The sequence below is a fragment of the Pseudarthrobacter sp. RHLT1-30-1 genome (assembly GCF_059383415.1).
In genome coordinates, this window is the sequence record NZ_JBWZCG010000020.1 from 1 (window position 1) to 21,566 (window position 21,566).

General features: G+C 68.1%; 19 protein-coding genes. 5 read left to right on the top strand and 14 right to left on the bottom strand.

The window, feature by feature from the left end:
* Positions 1 to 462: 462 nt before the first annotated feature.
* From tyrS to AC50YM_RS14305, 5 genes are all read right to left on the bottom strand, one after another.
* Positions 463 to 1,776, bottom strand: coding sequence for a tyrosine--tRNA ligase (gene tyrS / locus AC50YM_RS14285; protein ID WP_494957619.1), 1,314 nt, complete (start codon positions 1,774 to 1,776; stop codon positions 463 to 465).
* A 75-nt stretch (positions 1,777 to 1,851) separates the two neighbouring features.
* Positions 1,852 to 4,080: a HelD family protein gene (locus tag AC50YM_RS14290; protein WP_494957620.1), complete on the bottom strand. Its 2,229-nt coding sequence runs from the start codon at positions 4,078 to 4,080 to the stop codon at positions 1,852 to 1,854.
* 184 nt (positions 4,081 to 4,264) lie between these two features.
* On the bottom strand, positions 4,265 to 4,786 hold the full coding sequence (locus tag AC50YM_RS14295; RefSeq protein ID WP_494957689.1) for an adenine phosphoribosyltransferase: 522 nt from the start codon (positions 4,784 to 4,786) through the stop codon (positions 4,265 to 4,267).
* Positions 4,787 to 4,833: 47 nt separating this feature from the next.
* Positions 4,834 to 5,433: a hypothetical protein gene (locus AC50YM_RS14300; protein WP_494957621.1), complete on the bottom strand. Its 600-nt coding sequence runs from the start codon at positions 5,431 to 5,433 to the stop codon at positions 4,834 to 4,836.
* A 109-nt stretch (positions 5,434 to 5,542) separates the two neighbouring features.
* A complete protein-coding gene (locus tag AC50YM_RS14305) occupies positions 5,543 to 6,301 on the bottom strand; it encodes a DNA-3-methyladenine glycosylase (RefSeq protein WP_494957622.1) in 759 nt (252 codons plus the stop codon).
* A gap of 93 nt (positions 6,302 to 6,394) precedes the next feature.
* Between AC50YM_RS14305 and AC50YM_RS14310 the strand changes: the two genes are divergently transcribed.
* Together AC50YM_RS14310 and AC50YM_RS14315 are read left to right on the top strand one after the other, a co-directional pair.
* Positions 6,395 to 8,098, top strand: a complete 1,704-nt coding sequence (locus tag AC50YM_RS14310) for a DNA-3-methyladenine glycosylase 2 family protein (protein WP_494957623.1) — start codon at positions 6,395 to 6,397, stop codon at positions 8,096 to 8,098.
* Positions 8,095 to 8,604 (top strand): methylated-DNA--[protein]-cysteine S-methyltransferase, encoded by a 510-nt coding sequence (locus AC50YM_RS14315; protein ID WP_494957624.1) that lies wholly within the window; start codon positions 8,095 to 8,097, stop codon positions 8,602 to 8,604. The genes AC50YM_RS14310 and AC50YM_RS14315 overlap by 4 nt, the downstream gene beginning before the upstream one ends.
* A 137-nt stretch (positions 8,605 to 8,741) precedes the next feature.
* On the opposite strand, the gene AC50YM_RS14320 is transcribed toward AC50YM_RS14315, so the two are convergent.
* The 9 genes from AC50YM_RS14320 to argC form a co-directional block, all read right to left on the bottom strand.
* Positions 8,742 to 9,263: a pyridoxine/pyridoxamine 5'-phosphate oxidase gene (locus AC50YM_RS14320; protein ID WP_494957625.1), complete on the bottom strand. Its 522-nt coding sequence runs from the start codon at positions 9,261 to 9,263 to the stop codon at positions 8,742 to 8,744.
* 74 nt (positions 9,264 to 9,337) lie between these two features.
* On the bottom strand, positions 9,338 to 10,780 hold the full coding sequence (argH, locus tag AC50YM_RS14325; RefSeq protein WP_494957626.1) for an argininosuccinate lyase: 1,443 nt from the start codon (positions 10,778 to 10,780) through the stop codon (positions 9,338 to 9,340).
* A gap of 4 nt (positions 10,781 to 10,784) precedes the next feature.
* A complete protein-coding gene (locus AC50YM_RS14330) occupies positions 10,785 to 11,990 on the bottom strand; it encodes an argininosuccinate synthase (protein WP_494957627.1) in 1,206 nt (401 codons plus the stop codon).
* Between the two features lie 104 nt (positions 11,991 to 12,094).
* Complete coding sequence (locus AC50YM_RS14335) at positions 12,095 to 12,628, bottom strand: arginine repressor (protein WP_494957628.1); 534 nt, start codon at positions 12,626 to 12,628, stop codon at positions 12,095 to 12,097.
* Positions 12,628 to 13,650, bottom strand: coding sequence for an ornithine carbamoyltransferase (gene argF / locus AC50YM_RS14340; RefSeq protein WP_494957629.1), 1,023 nt, complete (start codon positions 13,648 to 13,650; stop codon positions 12,628 to 12,630). Before argF ends, AC50YM_RS14335 begins: the two co-directional genes overlap by 1 nt.
* Positions 13,647 to 14,957 (bottom strand): acetylornithine transaminase, encoded by a 1,311-nt coding sequence (locus tag AC50YM_RS14345; protein ID WP_494957630.1) that lies wholly within the window; start codon positions 14,955 to 14,957, stop codon positions 13,647 to 13,649. The genes argF and AC50YM_RS14345 overlap by 4 nt, the downstream gene beginning before the upstream one ends.
* On the bottom strand, positions 14,954 to 15,910 hold the full coding sequence (argB, locus tag AC50YM_RS14350; protein ID WP_494957631.1) for an acetylglutamate kinase: 957 nt from the start codon (positions 15,908 to 15,910) through the stop codon (positions 14,954 to 14,956). The genes AC50YM_RS14345 and argB overlap by 4 nt, the downstream gene beginning before the upstream one ends.
* Before the next feature lie 24 nt (positions 15,911 to 15,934).
* Positions 15,935 to 17,101, bottom strand: coding sequence for a bifunctional glutamate N-acetyltransferase/amino-acid acetyltransferase ArgJ (gene argJ, locus AC50YM_RS14355; RefSeq protein WP_494957632.1), 1,167 nt, complete (start codon positions 17,099 to 17,101; stop codon positions 15,935 to 15,937).
* Positions 17,098 to 18,129, bottom strand: a complete 1,032-nt coding sequence (gene argC / locus AC50YM_RS14360; RefSeq protein ID WP_494957633.1) for an N-acetyl-gamma-glutamyl-phosphate reductase — start codon at positions 18,127 to 18,129, stop codon at positions 17,098 to 17,100. The genes argJ and argC overlap by 4 nt, the downstream gene beginning before the upstream one ends.
* 111 nt (positions 18,130 to 18,240) lie before the next feature.
* Between argC and AC50YM_RS14365 the strand changes: the two genes are divergently transcribed.
* The 3 genes from AC50YM_RS14365 to AC50YM_RS14375 all read left to right on the top strand — a co-directional run bounded on the left by AC50YM_RS14365 (position 18,241) and on the right by AC50YM_RS14375 (position 21,403).
* A complete protein-coding gene (locus AC50YM_RS14365) occupies positions 18,241 to 18,960 on the top strand; it encodes a hypothetical protein (protein ID WP_494957634.1) in 720 nt (239 codons plus the stop codon).
* A 198-nt stretch (positions 18,961 to 19,158) separates the two neighbouring features.
* A complete protein-coding gene (locus AC50YM_RS14370; RefSeq protein ID WP_494894550.1) occupies positions 19,159 to 20,250 on the top strand; it encodes a fatty acid desaturase family protein in 1,092 nt (363 codons plus the stop codon).
* A gap of 187 nt (positions 20,251 to 20,437) precedes the next feature.
* Positions 20,438 to 21,403, top strand: coding sequence for a quinone oxidoreductase family protein (locus AC50YM_RS14375; RefSeq protein WP_494957635.1), 966 nt, complete (start codon positions 20,438 to 20,440; stop codon positions 21,401 to 21,403).
* Positions 21,404 to 21,566 lie beyond the last annotated feature (163 nt).

The window sequence follows — 21,566 nt, forward strand, 5'->3', positions numbered from 1 at the left end:
AAAACCAGACCACACCACGGGGTGGCGGATCCAGTCAATTCAACCAATTCAATACAATAAATTGGTATCAACAAACTTGGCACACTATTGAGTTCTCAAACAACAGACACATTCGAAGTATTCACAGAAACAATTCAAGGTAATTGAATTCTTTGTTTCGGCTTTTCTTCGCTGCGATATTTCAAGCTTATTTCATTCATATCCACTTTGCAAATCCGGATTTTCATCCAAATTTCATTCAGTGGATCGAATGAACCCAGCAAAATGTGAAGCAAATTTTTCATTTCTGCACCGTGGCTCCAGGGGAGCCGAAAGCGCTAGAAGAATTGCTTCTCGTATTTTTGTTGGGGTGGCCGCCACTCATTGGTGGCGACTCAAAAAATAATACACGCTCCCCCCCGACCTTGCAAGTGGATCGGGGTGGAGCGTGCGGATGACACACGAGTGCGGTCGGCGGCCGGGCTAGGGCGCGGAGACTTCCACGGTTGCCAGGTTCTTCTTGCCCCGGCGCAACAGCAGGTAGCGTCCGTGCAGGAGCTGGGCCGGCTCGATAACAGCATCCGGATCCGCCACCTTGGCGTTGTTGACGTAGGCCCCGCCCTCCCCCACGGTGCGGCGGGCGGCTGACTTGCTGTCCGACAGACCGGTTGCCACCAGCAGGTCCACGATGCCCAGGCCGGCGGCGTCGACCGTGGCGGACGGCAGTTCCGCGGTGGCCGCCCGGAGCGTGGCCTCGTCCAGGGCACCGAGGTCACCGTTGCCGAACACTGCGGCCGACGCTGCGATGACTTTCTCCGTGGCCTCCACGCCGTGGACGAGGGAGGTGACTTCGTGGGCCAGCTTCCGCTGGCCCTCCCGGGCATAGGGCCGCTCGGCAACAGCTGTTTCCAGGGCCTCGATCTCAGCGCGGCTCAGGAAGGTGAACACCTTCAGGCGGGCAGCAACGTCACTGTCCGCCGTGTTGAGCCAGAACTGGTAGAAAGCGAACGGGCTGCACATCTCCGGATCAAGCCAGATTGCGTTTCCCTCGCTCTTACCGAACTTGGTGCCGTCGGAGTTGGTGATCAGGGGTGTCCCAAGTGCGTGGACATGCCCGCCTTCGACCTTGCGGATGAGATCGGTGCCGCTGGTGAGATTGCCCCACTGGTCCGAACCGCCGGTCTGCAGGACACAGCCGTAATCCCGGAACAGCTGAAGGTAGTCCATGCCCTGAAGGATCTGGTAGCTGAACTCCGTGTAGCTGATCCCCTCATCGGAATTGAGGCGGTTGGCAACAATGTCCTTCTTGATCATGGTGCCGACCCTGAAGTGCTTGCCGATCCCGCGCAGGAAATCAATGGCACTCAGCGGCGCCGTCCAGTCCAGGTTGTTGACCATCCGGGCTGCGTTCTCACCCTCAAAGCTGAGGAAACGCTGGACCTGATCCTGGAGTTTACCGACCCATTCGGCGACGGTCTCAGGAGTGTTCAGCACCCGCTCGGCGGTCTGCCGCGGATCACCGATCAGGCCCGTGGAGCCGCCGACGAGGCCGAGGGGCTTGTGCCCCGCCAACTGGATCCGGCGCATGAGCAGCAACTGGACCAGGTTTCCCAGATGCAGGCTCGGGGCGGTCGGATCGAAGCCGCAATAGTAGGTGGCGGGATCGCCGGCGAGAAGTTTTTCAAGCTCCGCCTCATCCGTTGAGACGTGGACCAGGCCGCGCCATTTCAACTCCTGCCAGACGTTGGCGAAGCTCGGGTCATTGTGCTGGGAACGAAGATCATTTAGCTGGGACACGAAATCTAAGGTAGCAGGATCAGTGCGCCTCCAGCGTGTGTGACCGTCAGCCGGGCTGCCGCCGAACGACGCGAGTTACTCTTCGATCCCGGCCGGCACAGCGGCTGCAGCGATGAGCCGGAGCCGCTGGGTGGGACGGGTCATGGCCACATACAGGTCGCCGACGCGGCCGTGTTCGTGGTTCAGCATCGCGGACGGCTCCAGCACCACAACGCCGTCGAACTCCAGCCCCTTGGCCTCGCGGGGACTGATCACCACGATGTCCTGCACGTAGCTGCCGGCATCCGTGCCAACCCGGCGGCCATAGACGGCGCGCAGCGCGGCAGTCGCCTGCGGAAGGAGCTCGCCGTCGGCGATGACAGCGAGCAGGCCGCCCTCCAGCGCGCCGAGCTCCTCCGGCAGGACCTCCACGAGCTTGCTGATGATCTGGCCCGGCTCGACACGGTCGATCACCGGCGACCAGCGCCCCTCGCGGACCGCCTTCGGCGCCGAGACGACCAGCCCCGCCGCGTTGGCCATCCGCGCGGCAGCTTCGGCGATCTGCGAGGGAGTCCGGTAGTTGACGGTGAGTTCTTCAAGCTGCCAGCGGTCGCCGAACATGGGCGCCAGGGCGCCCTGCCAGGAATTGGCGCCTGCCACGGAGCTTGTCTGGGCAATGTCGCCCACGATGGTAAACGACTTCAGCGGGCAGCGGCGGACCAGCAGCCGCCACTGCATCGGCGACAGCTCCTGGGCCTCGTCCACCACGATGTGCCCGAACGCCCAGCTCCGGTCGGTGGTGGCGCGCTCGGCAGCGGTCAGCCTGGATTCGCGCTCCTGGTTCTGGTCCACGAGTTCTTCGGCGGAGATCAGGACGTCCACGCCGGCGGTTTCCATGTTGACCAGCGTCTGCTTGGCGTTGGCAAGATCGCGGGCCCGGTCATGCTCCTGCTGGGCCAGTCCCCGGCCGGCCGCCGCGTCAAGTTCGCCGAGGAGCTCGGCGGCCTCGTCCAGCAGCGGCACGTCCGCTTCGGTCCACGGAGCGTCGGCAGGACGGAGCAGCAGTTCCCGTTCGGCCGGCGTGAGTCCCGGGGTGCAGGCTGCCAGGATCGCCGGCTTGCTGAGGAGTTCACCGATGAGCTTTTCCGGCGTCATCGGCATCCAGCACAGGTTCAGGGCGATGCGGACATCGCGGGCGGAGCGGACGTCCTCGGCCAGGTAGGAGCGGTCGGCGTTGTTGCCGAGGCTGCCGGCTTCGACAAGTTCGGTCATCTGCTCGGTCAGTTCGCGCAGCAGCATCTTCACGAACGAGACCCGGGCCTCGTTGTGCGGCTTGCCGGTGGAACGGGCCCGGTCCCTGGCGCGGCGGACCTGCCGGGGAGTGAGCAGCAGTTTGCGCCCGTCGACTTCGAGGATGCGGTTTTCCGCCGGAATGCGCTGACGGTTGGCCACGGCGTTCGCCACGACCTCAGCCATATCCAGCCGGCCCTTGATGGCCGCAACTTCGGATTCGGGCTCCGCGACCGCGTGGATGCCCGGCATCAGGCGGCCAACGCTCGCCATCACAACGCCGGTTTCGCCGAGCGACGGCAGGACACGCTCGATGTACTTCATGAACGACGACGACGGTCCCACCAGCAGGACGCCGGCGGTCTTGAGCCGGTCGCGGTGGGTGTAGAGCAGGTAGGCGGCGCGGTGCAGCGCGACGGCGGTTTTGCCGGTACCCGGACCGCCCTGGACCACGAGGGCACCCGAGATCGAGGAGCGGATGATCCGGTCCTGCTCGGACTGGATGGTCCCGACGATGTCGGACATCCGGCCGGTGCGCTTGGAATTCAGGGCGGCCAGCAGGGCGCCCTCGCCCTGGAGGGAGTCGCTGTCGGCGAGCAGGTCGGCGTCGAGCACGTCATCCTCGATCGCCTTGACCTCGCGGCCCTGCAGAATCAGATGGCGGCGGCGGCGCACACCCTGCCGGTCGAACGCGGTGGCCTGGTAGAAGTGGCCGGCTTCGGGCGCGCGCCAGTCCAGCATGAGCCGCTGGAGGTCGTCAGTGGTCAGGCCGATGCGGCCGATGTACTGGGCTTCCCCGGAGTCGAGGTCAAGGCGGCCGAACACAAGCCGGTCGTCGACGGCGTCGAGCTGCGCCAGGCGGTCCTCATACAGCGCCGCGAAGGCGTCCCGCTCGGAGACGTTCTGCATTGTGCCCACCGCACCGGCACGCCGTACCTGGGCCAGCTGGGCGCGCTTTTCCGCCCGCAGCTCATCCAGCCGGGCGTAAAGTCCGGCCACATAATCGCGTTCATGGGCCAAATCAGCGTGGTGCATTGAGCGTTCCCCTATCGAAAAAGACAGACCAACCATTCTACAGCCATTCCCGTCTTCCCGTCCGCACATGTCTGTTTTTTGCAGGCATTCTACCGACGGGCGCGGAATCGTCCACAGTGCCCTGTGGCCCCCCGCCCGCATCCCGGCGCCTGTCGGGGCTACGCGTCCGGGGCTGGAGCCGGGGTTACAGGCGCAGCAGCGAGCGGACCCGGTGACCCTCCAGCGCCGAGCGGCCATCAAGGTCGCCGAGTTCCAGGACCACCCCCACCCCGGCCACCGCCACGCCACAGCGCTCGAACAGCCGCACAGCTGCGCCGAGTGTGCCGCCCGTGGCGAGGACGTCGTCCAGGATCAGGACCCGGCTGCCGGGCGCGAGGTCGGTGGTGTGCAGTTCCAGCGTGGCGTTGCCGTACTCGAGGGCGTAGTCCTCAGCGACCACTTCACGCGGCAGCTTGCCGGCCTTGCGGACGGTGATGACGCCGGTGCCGGTGGCGTACGCCGCGGCTGCGGCCAGCAGGAATCCTCGGGCTTCCACGCCGGCGACGGCGTCGAACTGGCCCTGGAACGGCTCCACCAGGGCATCCACAACAGCCTTCAGGGCCGCGCCGTCGGCGAAAACGGGGGTCAGGTCCTTGAAGACGATGCCGGGCTTGGGGTAGTCGGGGATGGTGGCGCACAGGCTGGTGATCAGCCCATCCACCGGCATGGCGGTCTCGGTCTTGGTCGTCGTGGTCTGGTGCTGCTCGCTTTGTTTCACCCGTCAACCTTACTGGGACCGCCGGGCGGGGCCGGCGGAGACCGCAGGAGGTCATTCGCGAAACCGTACTGGACGACGTCGAGCGCCTTGCGCAGCGCCCGCTCCGCCTCGAACCTCTGCGCCGCAGCCGCGCTCACGCGGTCGTGGTCCTTCGCCCAGGCGGAACGATGGAACCTGTCGGCGTCGCCGTGCAGGAGCCGTCCGTAGAGAACGTCCTCGAACTGGTCACGCCCGTCATCCGGCGCGGGGCCCGGATCCGGATGCCGCCGACCCTGCACCATCTCGGCGGTGAACAGGGCAGCCACGTCATCCGTCCCGTCGGCGAGCTTGCGGTCCGCCGTGTAATTGCAGGCGCGGAGGGCCCGCACCACGAGCTTGAGGGACACATGTTCGTCCCGGACGATGAACTTGCGCAGCAGCGCGGCGCGGTAGAGCTCAACCCAATGCAGGCGCTCCCGCTCGAGGGAATCCGTCGGGACCGGACAGTCCTCAGCGGCGAACAGCTCGACCATACGGAAGTAGTCGGCGGCCAGGTTCTCAAAGATCTCGAGCCTTTCAAGCTCGCTGCGTGGTTTCCCACGTTTGCCCTCCCCCATGGTTCGTCCTCCGTCCTCCGTCCCCCGTCCCCCGTTACACCGCTGTCCCGCTGAACCCCGTCCGCACCTCCCCCGGGGACCCGGTCAGCACCTCCCCACGCCTGGCCTGTCAGGCCGGGCGCCGTTTGGCCGATTTATAGCGTGACACTGTCGGGTCGTCGCTGAGCCAGAAGCGCCAGGGGTAGTCGTGGGTGCCCCCGGCGCCGGAAACCCCGACACGTGGTCCGGAGCTGACTTCGACCGCCGGTGCGGCAGGCAGGTCCAACCGGAACGGGGCCCCCAGGGCGTCCCGGCCGCTGTCCGCCGTCGTGATCCCAAGCGCTGTCGCGAGCCGCGCCGGGCCGCTCGCCAGGTCCCTAGGGGATTTCGACGTCGGCCGGCGGCGTAGTGCCATCTCCTCCCCGGCCACGATTTCGCCGGCCCGCAGCAGCACGGCCGAGGCGGTACCTTCCGGGCCGCACACAATGTTGGCGCAGTGGTGCAGCCCGTAGGTGAAGTAGACGTACAGATGGCCGGCCGGGCCGAACATCGGGGCGTTGCGCGCGGTGGCGCCGCGGAAAGTGTGCGAGCCGGGATCCGGGTGCACGGAGTCGTGCGGGCCGAGGTACGCTTCCACCTCGGTGATCCGCACCGACACGAGGCCGTCGGGCCCCTCATGCGTCAGCACCGCCCCGAGCAGCAGCGGCGCCACCCGCCGCGCGTCGGCGGACAGCAGCTCCCGCAGTCCGCCGGCGGGCGGATCGCCGGCGGGCGGATCGCCGGCGGGCGGATCGCCGGCGGGCGGTCCGGCGGCGGGCGGATCGGCGGCGGGGTGCCCGTCATCGGGAAGCCCACGGCCGGGCGCAGAGACTGGAGGCATCAAACCCATGCTCCGATTTTAACAAATGAACCGACCAATCCCCGCTACGGCCGTGTCCGATTTCCGCTAGCAGCAGCCCCGGGAAGCTGGCAGGATGAACCCATGGACTTCTGGCAGCGCTACCGGGCAATCGACGCCCGGGACACCCGTTTCGACGGGCAGTTCTACACTGCTGTCCGCACCACGGGCATTTACTGCCGGCCTTCCTGCCCGGCCCGGACCCCGAAAGCGGGGAACGTCACCTTCTACGAGACCTCGGCCGCCGCCCACGACGCGGGCTACCGGGCCTGCAAACGCTGCCTGCCGGAGGCCGTCCCCGGCACCCCGGCCTGGAACCTGCGCTCCGACATCGCCGGCCGGGCGATGCGGCTCATCAACGACGGTGTCATCAACCGCGACGGGGTGGAGGGGCTCGCAGCCCGGCTGGGCTACTCCTCGCGTCAGCTGAACCGGATCCTGAGCCACGAACTCGGCGCCGGGCCGCTGTCACTGGCGCGGGCCAGCCGCGCCCAGACGGCCCGCACGCTACTCGTCTCCACCACGATGAAGGTGGCCGACATTGCCTTCGCCGCCGGCTTCAGCAGCGTGCGCCAGTTCAACGAGACCATCGGCGAGGTCTTCGCGATGACACCCTCGGCGCTGCGGGCCACCGCCCGGCACCCCAGGTCGCCCGCTTCGACCGCGGTGTCGTCCACGGCGCTGACCCTCAACCTGCCCTACCGCGAGCCGTTCGATCCGGGGGTGTTTGGTTTCCTCGCAGTCCGCGCCATCCCCGGCATCGAGGAAGGCTCGTCCACCTCCTACGCCCGGACCCTTCGCCTGGCCCATGGCGACGCCCGCTTCCGGGTGGACTACGCCGCCGGAGCCCCGGGCCGTCCGCTGGTGCTGACCATCGGCGCCGTCGACCTGCGGGACCTGCCGTCCCTGCTAAGCCGGGTCCGCCGGCTGTTGGATCTCGACGCCGACCCGGTCGCCATCGACGGTGCCCTGGCTTGCGATCCGCGGCTGTCCGCCAGCATCGCCGCCACACCCGGTATCAGGATGCCCGGGGCGGTGGATCCGCAGGAGCTGCTGATCCGGGCGATGATCGGCCAGCAGATCACCGTCGCCGCGGCCCGGAGCGCCCTGATCCAACTGTCCGCGGCCGGGAGTGCGAGCCTGGTTCCGGCCGACGGGCTGGACCGGCTGTTCCCCACCGCGGCGCAGATCGCGGACAGCGGTTTCGGACTGCTTCGCGGTCCGCAGCGCCGCATCGACTCGGTCCGGGGTGCTGCCGCCGCGATGGCCGCCGGCAAACTCGATTTCGGCTATGGCGACGACCTGCCGGGACTGGAGTCCAAACTCTTGCCCCTTTACGGGGTCGGGCCGTGGACGGTGGGATACGTCGCGATGCGGGTGATCGGTGCGCCGGATGTCTTCCTGGCCAACGACGCGGCTGTGCGGAACGGCATCCGCTCGCTCGCTGCGGCCAACGCAGGCACCGCAGGGTTCCCGAAAACCCAGCTGAGTCCGGTAACCCACCTGAGTCCTGACTTCCGGGAGCTCAGTCCCTGGCGCTCGTACGCCACCATGCACCTATGGCGCGCGGCAGCGGCCGCCCAGGCCGCGGCGCGCAAACCGTCCCCGACTCCGACTCCGGCCCCAACGGTGGCTCCAGTCCCAACACTGACTCCACCTCCTGCTCCGGCTCCGGCTCCGGCTCCGGTTCCGGTTCCGGTTCCGGTTCCAACGGTGGCTCCAGTCCCAACACTGACTCGACCGCCCGCCCCGAAGACACCGCCTGCTCCGAAGAAAGCGAACCCATGAAAGCCCAGTTGTTGACCATGTCCACCCCGGACGGTCCGTTCACTATCATTGCCCGCGACGGCGCAGTGCTGTCATCCGGCTGGACCGCCCTTCCCGGGGAGCTGACCGGGCAGATTCACGCGGACCTGCTGCCGGGCGGCTTCGAGACCGTCAGCGGGCTGGGCGCCATTTCCGATGCCGTGGAGGAGTTTTACTCCGGCCATCCGGAGGCGGCCATGGCGGTGCCGGTGCTGCAGAAATCCGGTCCGTTCCGCGGCCATGCCTGGGACATGCTCCGGACTGTTGCACCGGGACACCCTGTGACCTACACCGAGTACGCGGAGCTCGCCGGAAATGTCCGGGCCGTGCGTGCCGCGGCCAGCGCCTGCGCATTCAATGCGGCTGCGCTGTTCGTCCCCTGCCACCGGGTGATCCGTACCGACGGCAGCCTGGGCGGTTTCCGCTGGGGCCTCGCCATCAAGGAAAGCCTGCTCGACCGGGAGCGCCAGCTGGCCGGGCCCCAGTGAACGCCGAGGTCAGACTTCGCGCCCATGTTTCCTCACAACATGGGCGCGAAGTCTGACCTCGGCGGGGAATCGGCGGGATGTGTTGGCGGGAACGCGGTGGGATGTGTTGGCGGGGATGTTGGGCCGGGCCGGCCGGTTTACTGCTGGCCGTAGCGGTGACGGATGTGCCGGCGGTCGTGCCGGGCCTGCCAGAATTCGATCTCGCGGGGCCGGAGGGCGTAGAGCTGCCAGTCCGGGTTGTCGCTGCCGTCGGCGCCGGGCCGGGCGTGCCAGTCGGACGCGGACGCCGCAGCGGACAGCTCAACCACGCCGCCGGCGACACGGACCTGCCGGCCCTGCTGCTGCCAGTAGAAGTTCAGGGCAGCCTGCGGATTCGTGGCGAGTTCCCGGCCCTTCCGCGAGGCGCGGGACGTGGCGAAGTGCCAGCCGTCCTCGTCGATGTCCTTCAGGATCAGCATCCGGGACGAAGGGCGGCCGAGCCCGTCCGCCGTCGCCAGGCTGCACGCGTTAGGCTGCGGCACCCCGGCGGCCAGCGCCTCCTGGAGCCACTGCCGGAACAGTTCCGCCGGGTCCGCGGGGGCACCGGCCCGGTCGAACTCCGGGAGCACCCCGGGGAAGTCCGGCAGGGCACGCAGCACGTCGCGGAAGGATTCGCTCATCCGCCCAGCTTAACGAAGAAAGTCCCGGCCGTCCCGAACACATTGGTCGGAACGGCCGGGACGTCCGCCGGGACTTACTGCCCGGCGTACCCGCGGACGGCGGCGAGCTCCCCCTCGAGGGCCAGCAGCTGGCGCTCGACGGCGGCCGGTGCCGTGCCGCCCTGGGAGTTCCGGCTGTTCAGCGAGCCCTCGGTGGACAGGACGGTGCGGACCTCAGGCGTGAGGTGCTCCGAGATGGCGGCGTATTCCTCGTCCGTGAGGTCCCAGAGTTCCACGCCACGGCTTTCGGCCTGCTTGACGGCGGCACCGGAGAGCTCATGCGCCTCGCGGAACGGAACGCCCTGGCGGACCAGCCATTCGGCGATGTCCGTGGCCAGCGCGAAGCCCTGCGGGGCGAGCGATTCCATCCGTTCGGTGTTGAACGTCAGGGTCGCGATCATGCCGGAGACTGCCGGGAGCAGGACTTCCAGCGTGTCGGCGGCATCGAAGACCGGTTCCTTGTCCTCCTGCAGGTCGCGGTTGTACGCGAGCGGCAGGCCCTTCAGGGTGGCCAGCAGCCCGGTCAGGTTGCCGATCAGCCGGCCGGCCTTGCCGCGTGCCAGTTCGGCCACATCGGGGTTTTTCTTCTGCGGCATGATCGAGGAGCCGGTGGAGTAGGAATCGTGCAGGGTCACGAAGGAGAACTCCTTGGTGGCCCACAGGATGACCTCCTCGGAAACCCGGGACAGGTCCACGCCGATCATGGCCGTGATCCACGCGAACTCGGCGAAGACGTCGCGCGAGGCGGTGCCGTCGATCGAGTTGTGCGTGGCGGAGAAGAAGCCCAGGTCCGCGGCCACGGCCTCCGGGTCCAGGCCCAGCGAGGAGCCGGCGAGGGCGCCGGAGCCGTAGGGTGAGACGCCGGCGCGCTTGTCCCAGTCCCGGAAACGCTGCACATCGCGCAGCAGCGCCCAGGCGTGGGCCAGCAGGTGGTGGCTGAGCAGCACCGGCTGGGCGTGCTGGAGGTGCGTGCGGCCGGGCATGGCCACGCCCTGGTGGGCCTTGGCCTGCTCCACGAGCGCATCGATCGTGGCGAGCACGCCGCGGGCGATGATCCGGGCGTGGTCGCGCAGGAACATCCGTCCCAGCGTGGCCACCTGGTCGTTGCGGGACCGGCCGGCGCGGAGCTTGCCGCCGAGCTGGGTGCCGGCGCGCTCGATCAGTCCGCGCTCCAGCGACCCGTGCACGTCCTCATCGGACTCCGCGGGCAGGTACGCGCCGGAGGCAACGTCCTCGTCCAGCCGGGCCAGGGCGGCCAGCATGCCCTCGAGTTCGGCGTCGTCCAGCAGCCCGGCCTTGTGCAGCACGCGTGCGTGCGCCTGGGATCCGGCGATGTCGTAGCGGGCCAGCCGCCAGTCAAAGTGCGTGGACTTGCTCAGCGCGGCGAGGGCGTCGGCGGGGCCGCCGGCGAACCGGCCGCCCCAGAGCGCGCCCGTGTTGGTTGCCGGGCGCGCCTCCGGCGTCGTGGACTCAGCCACCGGTCTACTGTCCCGCGACGCGGATGTCGCGGCCGGAGGCAACCTTGGCGGACATGCCCCACAGCTCGATGAAACCGCGGGCCATCGACTGGTCGAACGTGTCGCCGGTGTCGTAGGTGGCGAGGTCGAAGTCGTACAGCGAGGTGTCCGAGCGGCGGCCGTTGACGATCGCCTGGCCGCCGTGCAGGGTCATGCGGATGTCGCCGGTGACGTAGCGCTGGGTGTCCTCGATGAAGGCGTCGAGGGAGCGCTTGAGCGGGGAGAACCACTGGCCGTCATAGACCAGTTCGGACCAGCGCTGGCCGACCGTGGCCTTGAAGCGGGCCTGCTCGCGTTCGACCGTGATGTCCTCGAGGTGCTTGTGCGCCGTGATCAGCGCCATCGCGCCCGGTGCCTCGTAGATCTCGCGGGACTTGATGCCGACCAGACGGTCCTCGACGACGTCGATCCGGCCGACGCCCTGGGCGCCGGCGCGGCGGTTGAGCTCCTTGATGGCCTGCAGCGGGGTGACCTTGACGCCGTCGATGGCGACCGGGATCCCGGCTTCGAAGGAGATGGTGACCTCGTCGGGGGCCGGCGGGAATTCCGGGGTCGCGGTGTAGTCGTAGATGTCCTTGGTGGGGGCGTTCCAGATGTCCTCGAGGTAGCCGGTTTCAACGGCGCGGCCCCAGACGTTCTGGTCGATCGAGTACGGGTTCTTCTTGGTGGTCTCGATCGGCAGTCCCTTTTCCTCGGCGAAGGCGATGGCCTTGTCGCGGGTCAGGGCGAGGTCGCGGACCGGTGCGATGCATTTCAGGTCCGGGCCGAGGGTCTGGATGCCGACTTCGAAGCGGACCTGGTCGTTGCCCTTGCCGGTGCAGCCGTGGGCGACGGTGGTGGCGCCGAATTCGCGGGCGGCCTTGACCAGGTGCTTGACGATCACCGGGCGGGAGATGGCGGAAACCAGCGGGTAGTGGCCCTGGTAGAGGGCGTTAGCCTTCAGCGTGGGCATGCAGTACTCGTTGGCGAACTCGTCGCTCGCGTCGGCCACGTAGGCCTCGACGGCGCCGCAGCCCAGGGCGCGCTGGCGGATGGTCTCCAGCGACTCGCCGCCCTGCCCGACGTCGACCGCCACGGCGATGACCTCGGCGCCGGTCGCTTCACCGATCCAGCCGATGGCTACGGAAGTATCCAGGCCACCGGAGTAGGCCAGCACAATACGCTCAGTCACGGAAATGCTCCTTAGTTGTTGGGGAAATATTGGGGTCAAGCTTGTCTAGTGAAAGCCTGTCACATCCCTGTGGCAGGCCCAATTTTTCAAAAATCCTGCCGGTGTCAGCCAGTGCCGGCTTCCTCGGCGAACTGCAGGAAGCGGGCGGCCACGTCCGCGCCGCCGAGCGGGTCGCGGGTGACCAGCAGCACGGTGTCGTCCCCGGCGATGCTGCCCAAGATCGAGGGCATCACCGAGTGGTCGATCGCCAGGGCCAGGAAGTTGGCCGCGCCCGGCGGCGTCCGCAGCACCACGATGTTCGCGGACGCTTCGGCGGTGACCAGCAGTTCCGCGCAGAGCCGGGCCAGCCGCGCGTCGAGGATCTCCTGGGTGACGCCACTTTTGGCCGCGCGTTCCCCGCCCTCCCCCGGTACCGCGTAGACGAGGACGCCTTCCCTGCCACGCACCCGCACCGCGCCCAGTTCCACCAGGTCCCGGGACAGCGTGGCCTGGGTTACCTGGACGCCGTCGTCCGCGAGCAGCGCCGCGAGTTCCGCCTGCGAGCGGACCGATTCGCCGGTCAGGATCGCGGTGATCCGCGCCTGCCGGGCCCTCTTGGTCGCCGGGCTGGCCCCCGGGAAGGCGGGCTGGACGGACACTATCCGAGTGCCTTCGGTGTCCGCGTCCGATTCGGCGCCAGCCCTTCGACAACGGCCAAGCCGGAGCGGTGCATGAGCCAGGCCATCAGGGCTTTCTGGGCGTGCAGCCGGTTTTCGGCCTCGTCCCAGACGATGGACTGCGGGCCGTCGATCACGGCCGCGGCGACCTCGTAGCCGCGGTAGGCCGGCAGGCAGTGCAGCACGACGGCGTCCGGCGCCGCGAGCGTCATCGCCGCTTCGTTGACGGCGTAGTTGCGGAACAGCTGCAGCCGGGCTTCCTTCTCGTCTTCCTGCCCCATGGACACCCACGTGTCGGTGGCGACGACGTCGGCTCCGAGCAGCGCTTCGGCCGGGTCGACCGTGACGAGCACGGAGCCGCCGGTCTCCGCCGCGCGGTCTTCGGCCGCTGCGACGATGGCGGCGGACGGCAGGTAGCCTTCGGGGCCGGCGATGCGGACATGCATGCCTGCGGTGACGCCGGCCAGCAGGTAGGAGTTGGCCATGTTGTTGGCGGAGTCGCCGAGGTAGGCCATGGTGAGGCCCGCCAGGTCGCCCTTGTGCTCCTTGATGGTGAGCAGGTCGGCGAGGAGCTGGCAGGGGTGGTAGTCGTCGCACAGGGCGTTGATGACCGGCACGCGGGAGTTGTCGGCCATGGCGACGAGCCCGGAGTGGGCACCGGTGCGCCACACGATGGTGGACACCATCCGTTCGAGGACCTTGGCGGTGTCCTCGACGGATTCCTTGTGGCCGATCTGCGCCTCGCCGGGATTGATGATGAGTGCGTTGCCGCCCATGTCGGCCACGCCGGTGGCGAAGGAAACCCGGGTCCGGGTGGAGGTCTTGTCGAAGATCACCGCGACGGTCTTGCGCCCGCTGCCGTCCGCGGCGAAGGGCTGCACGCTGTAGGGGGCGGCCTTCATCCGGATGGCGAGGTCCAGGACCTCGGCCTGCTCGGCCGGGCTGAGGTCCGTGTCCTTGAGGAAGTGGCGGGTTTTGCTCGTCGAAATTTCAGTCGCGGTCACTGGGCGTCCTTTGCGGTCTGGAGGAGGGCGGGCAGTGCCGCGAGGAAGCGGTCAGCCTGGTCGGTGCTGAGGATCAGCGGCGGCGCGAGCCGGATCGTGTGCGGTCCGGGGCTGTTGACGATGAAGCCCGCGTCAAGGCCTGCGGTCACGACGGCGGGGGCGACGTCGGCGTCGAGGTCGAAGCCGATCAGGAGGCCCTCGCCGCGGACTTCGGTGATGCCATCAATGGTGGCGAGGCCGGCCCGCAGGTGCTCCCCCACCGTCCGGACGTGGTCCAGCAGCTGCTGGGTCTCGAGGACGTGCAGGGTGGCCAGGGCTGCGGCGGTGGCGACCGGGTTTCCGCCGAACGTCGTCCCGTGCTGGCCGGCGGTCAGCAGGGCGGACGTGTCCGGGCCGAAGGTGACGAGCGCGCCGATCGGGAATCCGCCGCCCAGGCCCTTGGCGAGGGTGACGGCGTCGGGCACGATTCCAGCGTCCTCACTGGCGAGCCACTTGCCGGTGCGGCCGATCCCGGTCTGCACCTCGTCCAGGATCAGCAGCGCGCCGGCGGCGCTGGTGGCCTCCCGGGCGGCCTTGAGGTAACCCGCGGGCAGCGGGCGGACGCCGGCCTCGCCCTGGATCGGCTCGAGGAAGACGGCGGAAACCGTCTCGTCCACCGCGGCGCGGAGCGCGTCAACGTCGCCAAAAGGGATATGTTCGACGCCGCCGGGCAGCGGGGCGAAGGGTGCCCGGTAGGCCTCCTTCGCGGTGAGCGCCAAGGCGCCCATGGTGCGGCCGTGGAAGGCACCCTCGAGCGCGATGATCCTGGTGCGGGGCTTCTTTGCGCTGTCCGGGGCGCCGGCGTCCGGGGCGGGGCTGTCCGGGGCGCCGGCGGTGTTGCGCCGCGCCAGCTTGAAGGCGGCCTCGACGGCTTCCGTGCCGGAGTTGGCGAAGAACACCTTGGAACCGGCCGGGGCACGGGTGATGTCCAGCAGTTTTTCGGCGAGCGCGATCTGGGTGGGGCTGGTGAAGAAGTTGGAGACGTGCCCCAGGGTGGCGAGCTGGCTGGAAATCACCGAGGTGACAAAGGGGTGCGCGTGGCCGAGGGCGTTGACGGCGATTCCGCCCAGCAGGTCCAGGTATTCCTGGCCGTCGGCGTCCCAGACGAGGCAGCCGGAGCCGCGGACCAGGACCCTCTGCGGGGTGCCGAAGACGCCCAGCAGCGAGGACGAGTAGCGGGACAGCCACTGCGCGCCGGAGGCATGGGAATGGACGAGCTCCCCGACGGCGGAGTGCTCAAGGTCTGTGGGTGTTTCGATCTGGTTCATTTGCTTTCCTCGTCCGGGACAACCTGGGTGCCGATGCCCGCCGTCGTGAAGGTTTCCAGCAGCATCGAGTGCGGCAGCCTGCCGTCCACGATGTGCGCGCGTTCGACGCCGCCCTCGACGGCCTTGAGGCAGGCTTCCATCTTCGGGATCATGCCTGACTCCAGGCGCGGCAGCAGTTCACGCAGTTCCGACACGGTGAGCGAGGAAATCAGTGAGGAGCGGTCCGGCCAGTTGGCGAAGAGCCCCTCGACGTCGGTGAGGATCACCAGTTTGGAGGCCCCGAGGGCTTCGGCCAGGGCCGCGGCGGCTGTGTCAGCGTTGACGTTGAGCACCTGGCCGGTGGTCTGCGCCTGCCTGGAGCCCGGGTCACCGCTGCCGTCGTCAAAGATCTCCGGCGCCACGGTGGAAATCACCGGGATCCGTCCGGCGGCGACGATGTCCAGGATTCCCTCCGGGTTCACGCCGATCACTTCCCCGACCAGGCCCAGGTCGACCTCTTCGCCGTCCACGACGGTGCCGGTGCGGACCGCGCGGAGCAGGCCGCCGTCCTCGCCGGACATCCCGACGGCGTACGGGCCGTGCGAGTTGATCAGGCCGACGAGCTCGCGGCCGACCTGGCCGGTAAGGACCATCCGGACCACATCCATGGCCTCCGGCGTGGTGACCCGCAGCCCGCCCTTGAATTCAGATTCGATGCCCAGCCGGCTGAGCATCGCATTGATCTGCGGGCCGCCGCCGTGCACCACGACGGGGTGGATGCCGACGTGGTGCAGGAAGACGACGTCCTCGGCGAAGGCGCGGCGGAGCTCGTCGTTGACCATGGCGTTGCCGCCGTACTTGATCACCATCGTGGTGCCGGCGAAGCGCTGGATCCACGGCAGTGCCTCGATCAGGGTGCCCGCCTTGCCCTGGGCATCGGCCGTGGAGGTGGTCTCGCGCGTCTGGGTGTTCATGCTGTTCGTCCCTCCGGGAACTGCCTAGCTGGAGTAGGCGCTGTTTTCGTGGACGTAGTCGTGGGTGAGGTCGTTGGTCAGGATGGTGGCCTCGGCCTCGCCGGCCCGGAGGTCGATCTCGACCAGGACTTCCCGGGGTTCCAGGTCCACAAGGCTGCGGTCATCGCCGATGCTGCCGTCGCGGCAGATCTGCACGCCGTTCATGGACACGTTGAGCTGGTCGGGCTCAAAGACCGCGTCGGTGGTGCCGACGGCGGAGAGCACGCGGCCCCAGTTGGGGTCCTTGCCGAAAATCGCGGTCTTGAAGAGGTTGGAGCGGGCGACGGCCCGGCTGACGACTTCGGCGTCCTTTTCGCTGGCGGCGTTGAAGGTGCGGATGGCGATGTCGTGGCTGGCGCCTTCGGCGTCGCCGATCAACTTGCGGGCGAGTTCCGCACAGACCTGGGTCAGGCCCCGGCCGAACTCGACGGCGGAGGGCACCGCGCCGGACGCTGCGGACGCCAGCAGCACCACGGTGTCGTTGGTGGACATGCAGCCGTCCGAGTCTGCCCGGTCAAAGGTGACCCGGGTGGCGTCGCGGAGCACGACGTCGAGCATCTCCGGCTGGACGTCCGCGTCCGTGGTCAGGACCACCAGCATGGTGGCTAGCCCGGGGGCGAGCATGCCGGCACCCTTGGCCATGCCGCCGATGGTGAATTCCTTGCCGGCGGCGTCCGCGCCGGTGAAGACCGCCTGCTTGGACACCGAATCCGTGGTCATGATCGCGGTCGCGGCATCGGCTCCGCCGTCGGCGCTGAGCGCGGCCGTGGCGGCTCCGATCCCGGCGAGGATCTTGTCCATCGGGAGCTGCTCGCCGATCAGGCCGGTGGAGCAGACGACGACGTCGGTGGCGGAGACGCCCAGCGCCGCGGCGGTCTTCTCGGCGGTGCTGTGCGTGTTCTGGAAACCCTGCGGGCCGGTGCAGGCGTTGGCTCCGCCGGAGTTGAGGATCACGGCGTCGGCGCGGCCGTCCTTGACGACCTCGCGGGACCAGTGGACGGGTGCTGCGGCGACCCGGTTGGAGGTGAACACGGCCGCGGCGGCCTTGGCGGGTCCGTCGTTGACGACGAGGGCAAGGTCCGGGTTGCCGGAGGTCTTCAGGCCGGCCGTGACGCCGGCGGCGCGGAATCCCTGGGGGGCGGTGATGCTCATGGTGCGACTCCCTGCAGTTCGAGGCCGGCGGTTTCCGCCAGGCCGAGGGCAATGTTCATGGACTGCACGGCCCCGCCGGCGGTCCCCTTGGTCAGGTTGTCGATGGCACAGGTGACGATCACGCGGCCGGTGTGGGCGTCGAGCGCGAGCTGCATCACGGCGTGGTTGGACCCCTGCACGGACTTGGTGGAGGGCCAGCGGCCTTCCGGCAGCAGGTGCACGAAGGGCTCGTCGTCGTAGGCCTCGGTCCAGGCGTGGCGGAGCTCCTCCCCGGTGACTCCGGGCCGCACCTTGGCCGTGGCGGTGGTGAGGATGCCCCGGCTCATGGGGGCCAGCGTGGGCGTGAAGGACACGGTGACCGGAGCGTTCAGGGCCTTGGAGAGTCCCTGTTCGATTTCCGGCGTGTGCCGGTGTCCGCCGCCCACACCGTACGGGCTCATCGATCCCATCACCTCGGCGCCGATCAGGTTGACCTTGGCGGCCTTGCCGGCCCCGGAGGTGCCGGAGGCGGAGACGATGACGACGTCGTCCGCCTGCAGCAGGTGGTTGCTGAAGCCGGGAGTGAGGGCCAGCAGGGCCGACGTCGGGTAGCAGCCCGGGACGGCAATCCGTTTGGCGCCGCGGAGCGCCTCGCGCTGGCCGGGAAGCTCCGGGAGTCCGTAGGGCCAGGTGCCGGCGTGCGGGGACCCGTAGAACTTCTCCCAGGCGGCGGCGTCCGCCAGGCGGTGGTCGGCGCCGGCGTCGATCACCAGGGTGCCGGCCGGCAGCTGCGCGGCGATCGCCGCGGAGGCACCATGCGGCAGGGCAAGGAACACCACGTCGTGCCCGGACAGGTTCTCCACCGTGGTGTCTTCGAGAATGCGGCTGGCCAGACCATGGAGATGCGGCTGCAGTTCCCCTAGTCTGGAACCGGCGTTGCTGTGCGCCGTGATGGCGCCGATCGTGACGTCGGGGTGGCCGGCGAGGAGCCGCAGCACCTCGCCGCCGGCATAACCGCTCGCGCCGGAGACGGCAACAGAAATAGTCATAGCTAGGACTATACAGCAAGAGTATGCATAGATACCGATATTTATGCATCCATTGCCGCGTGCCCGCTCCCTGCGGCAACGGCCGCGGTACCGTACGGCCGGGGGGACGTAATGATAAAGGCATTTTTCGACAGATTGCCACTCTGGGCGCTGGTCACATCGCGGGTCCTGGCGGTGCTGACACTGCCCATTGCAGTGATTGCGGCGGTTGCCGCGGTCAGCGCCTTCGTTTACAGCTGGGGACTGGACCGTGACATCTTCTACATGCGCACCGAAGCCACGCTGATAACTTTCATCCCGCTCATTGCCGTGGTGACTATTTCACTGTTTCTCCGATGGTTCGGATCCCGGAAAGTCGCGGCCCGTTTGATGGGTTTATCTTTGGCTGCGCTGGTCCTTTTTGTGGGTACGGCCGCAGCCTTCGAGACCAGCAACACCAGGCCGATCGTTGCCGCAGCCGGCACCTTCACAGTGCCTCCGGGGCTGACCCGCGAAGTCGGCACCAACGGCGACAGTTTTTCGGCGGCCCCTGGATTCGTGCCGTGTGTCAACTTCATGGGCGACGGATGCCCGCATATCAGACGCACCTGGGATGCACCGGCGGATAACGGGTTCACTGTGGCCAATCTGCAGGGCGTACTGGATGCCAGCGGCTGGTCGGAGGTAAAAGTGCAAACAGGCGAATGCGACCTGCGCGACCCTAAGAATGGACAGTACCCGTCCTGTGTGGCAGAGGGGCTGGTTGGCGGCTACAAGGCAACTGTCCGAATCGTGAAAATACAGAATTGGGAATTGAGACTGTACCTGCGCCCCTTAAACAACGTCAGATAGTTCCGCTGGGCAGGAACAACTGACTTTTGCACCGTCCGGTGAGGGCCGGATTTCACGCTCCCAGTCAGGAACCCGGGCGGCCCGGTGGGGAGGCTGGCGGAATGCTGCGGGGCGTATGCTTGGTTGAGGGTGATCCAGACCGTGCAGTCCGAGTGTCGGGTGCAGCGTTGCCCACAACAGTCTCGAGGCACGCGCTCCATGACCCTGACCACCGCCACGCCGGAGCGACCGAAATCGCGAGTCCGCCAGCCCAACGCCGTCGTCCTGAGCTACTCGGAACTCCTGAAGACCGTCAAGGCCGCGGGCCTGCTCGAACGGCGCGTGGGCTTCTACGTCACCGTGTTTTCCGTTCTGGTCCTGCTGATGACCGCCACCTGGTTCGGTTTCGCGCTGATCGGTGACAGCTGGTTCCAGCTTCTCATCGCGGCGGCCATCGGCATCCTGTGCACCCAGCTGAGCTTCCTGGCCCACGAGGCCGGGCACCGGCAGATCTTCGCCTCCCGCCGTGCCAATGACTGGGCGGCCCGGCTCCTTGCCACCTCGGTCGCCGGGATCAGCTACTCCTGGTGGGAGCAGAAGCACGGTGCGCACCACAACCACCCGAACGTCATTTCCAAGGACCCCGACATCGCCACCGGCGCCATCGCGTTCTACCCCGAAGCGGCAGCCACCCGGCAGGGACGCTTTTCCTACCTGACCCGCAAACAGGGCTGGCTCTTCTTCCCGCTGCTGTTCCTTGTGGGCCTGGGCCTGCAGATCGATTCGATCAAATTCATCTTCCAGCGCGCCAAGGTCACGCACCGCTGGGTTGAAATCCCGATCCTCGTGGCCCGCCTCAGCGTGCTCCCGGTGCTCGCCTTCACCTTCCTGCCCTGGGGCATGGCGCTGGCGTTCATCGCCGTCCAGCTCGCCGTGTTCGGTTTCTACATGGGAGCCTCCTTCGCCCCGAACCACAAGGGCATGCCGGTCCTGCCGGCCGACAGCCGCGTGGACTTCTTCAGCCGCCAGGTCCTGACGTCCCGGAACATCTCCGGCGGCCGCTTCATGGACATCCTGCTCGGTGGCCTCAACCGCCAGGCCGAGCACCACCTGTTCCCGGACATGGCCCGCCCGCAGCTCGACAAGGCCGCCGTGATCGTCCGCGAGTTCTGCGCGAAGCACCAGGTCCCCTACACGGAGACCACGCTGCTGCAGTCCTACGGCATCATCGTCCGCTACCTCAACGACGTCGGCCTCTCCGCCGGACGCCACTTCGAGTGCCCGATGGCCACGGTGACCCGCCGCTACTGAGCGGCGGCTCGATAAATCGCTGTTTGACCCGAAGTGACGGCCGGATACCGGCCGTCACTTCGTCGTCGCCGCCGGGTGTCCCTAGGATGGGTGCAGGATCAGGGCCGGGACGTTTCAGCCCGGGCAGGCCAGGCAATTCAGAAGCCGCAACTCAGACCCACGCACGTCAGACCACGCAAGGAGCCACATGATGCATGCAATCGTCGCCCGCGAGTCCGGGGGCCCGGAAGTCCTCACCCTGGCTGAGGTGGAACGCCCGGTGCCGGGGCCGGGCCAGCTGCTGGTCAAGGTCGCCGCCGTCGGCGTGAACTTCATCGACACCTACAAGCGCAGCGGCAGCTACAAGGTGCATTACCCGTTTACACCCGGCTCCGAGGCCTCCGGCACCGTGGAGGAACTGGGCGACGGCGTGACCGGGTTCTCGCCGGGCGACCGGGTGGCCACCGCCGAAGGCATCAACTGCTACGCCGGCTACGCCCTGATCGATGAGGACAAGGCACTGCCGGTCCCCCGCGGCGTGGACGACTTCACGGCCGCCGCCCTGCCGCTGCAGGGCATCACGGCGCACTACCTGATCAATTCCTCGTTCAAGGTGGAGTCCGGCCACACCGTCCTGCTGCACGCCGGGGCCGGCGGCGTCGGCCTGCTGCTGATCCAGCTGCTCAAGGCAAAGGGCGCCCGCGTCATCACCACCGTCTCTACCGGGGACAAGGAGCAGCTGGCCCGCGAGGCCGGCGCCGACCACGTGCTCCCCTACGACGGCTTCGCCGCCAAGGTGCGGGAGCTGACCGACGGGACCGGCGCGGACGTGGTGTACGACGGCGTCGGGAAGGACACCTTCGACGGTTCGCTCGCTGCCCTGCGCATCCGCGGGACGCTGGTGCTCTTCGGCGCCGCCTCCGGAGCGGTCCCGCCGGTCGATCCGCAGCGGCTCAACGCGGGCGGCTCGCTGTACCTGACCCGCCCGACGATCGTCCACTTCCTGCGCGACGCCCGGGAACGCCGCTGGCGCTCGGACGAGCTCTTCGCCGCGGTGTCCGCTGGAACCCTGAAGGTCCGGATTGGCGCCCGCTACGACCTGGCGGAAGCGGCCCAGGCCCACGATGACCTGGAGCAGCGGCGCACGACCGGCAAGGTGATCCTGGTCCCATAACCTTCCCGGCACGCCGGGGATACACTACGGGAGCGGCCGGACGGCAGCTGAAAGTGAACGCCAGACGACCCCGGACACCTTCCGTTCATCTACGCCCGGGAAGATGCCACAGTGACTGAGCAACCGCAGCAACCGCAAGAAGCCGACCTCCCGCAGGGAACCG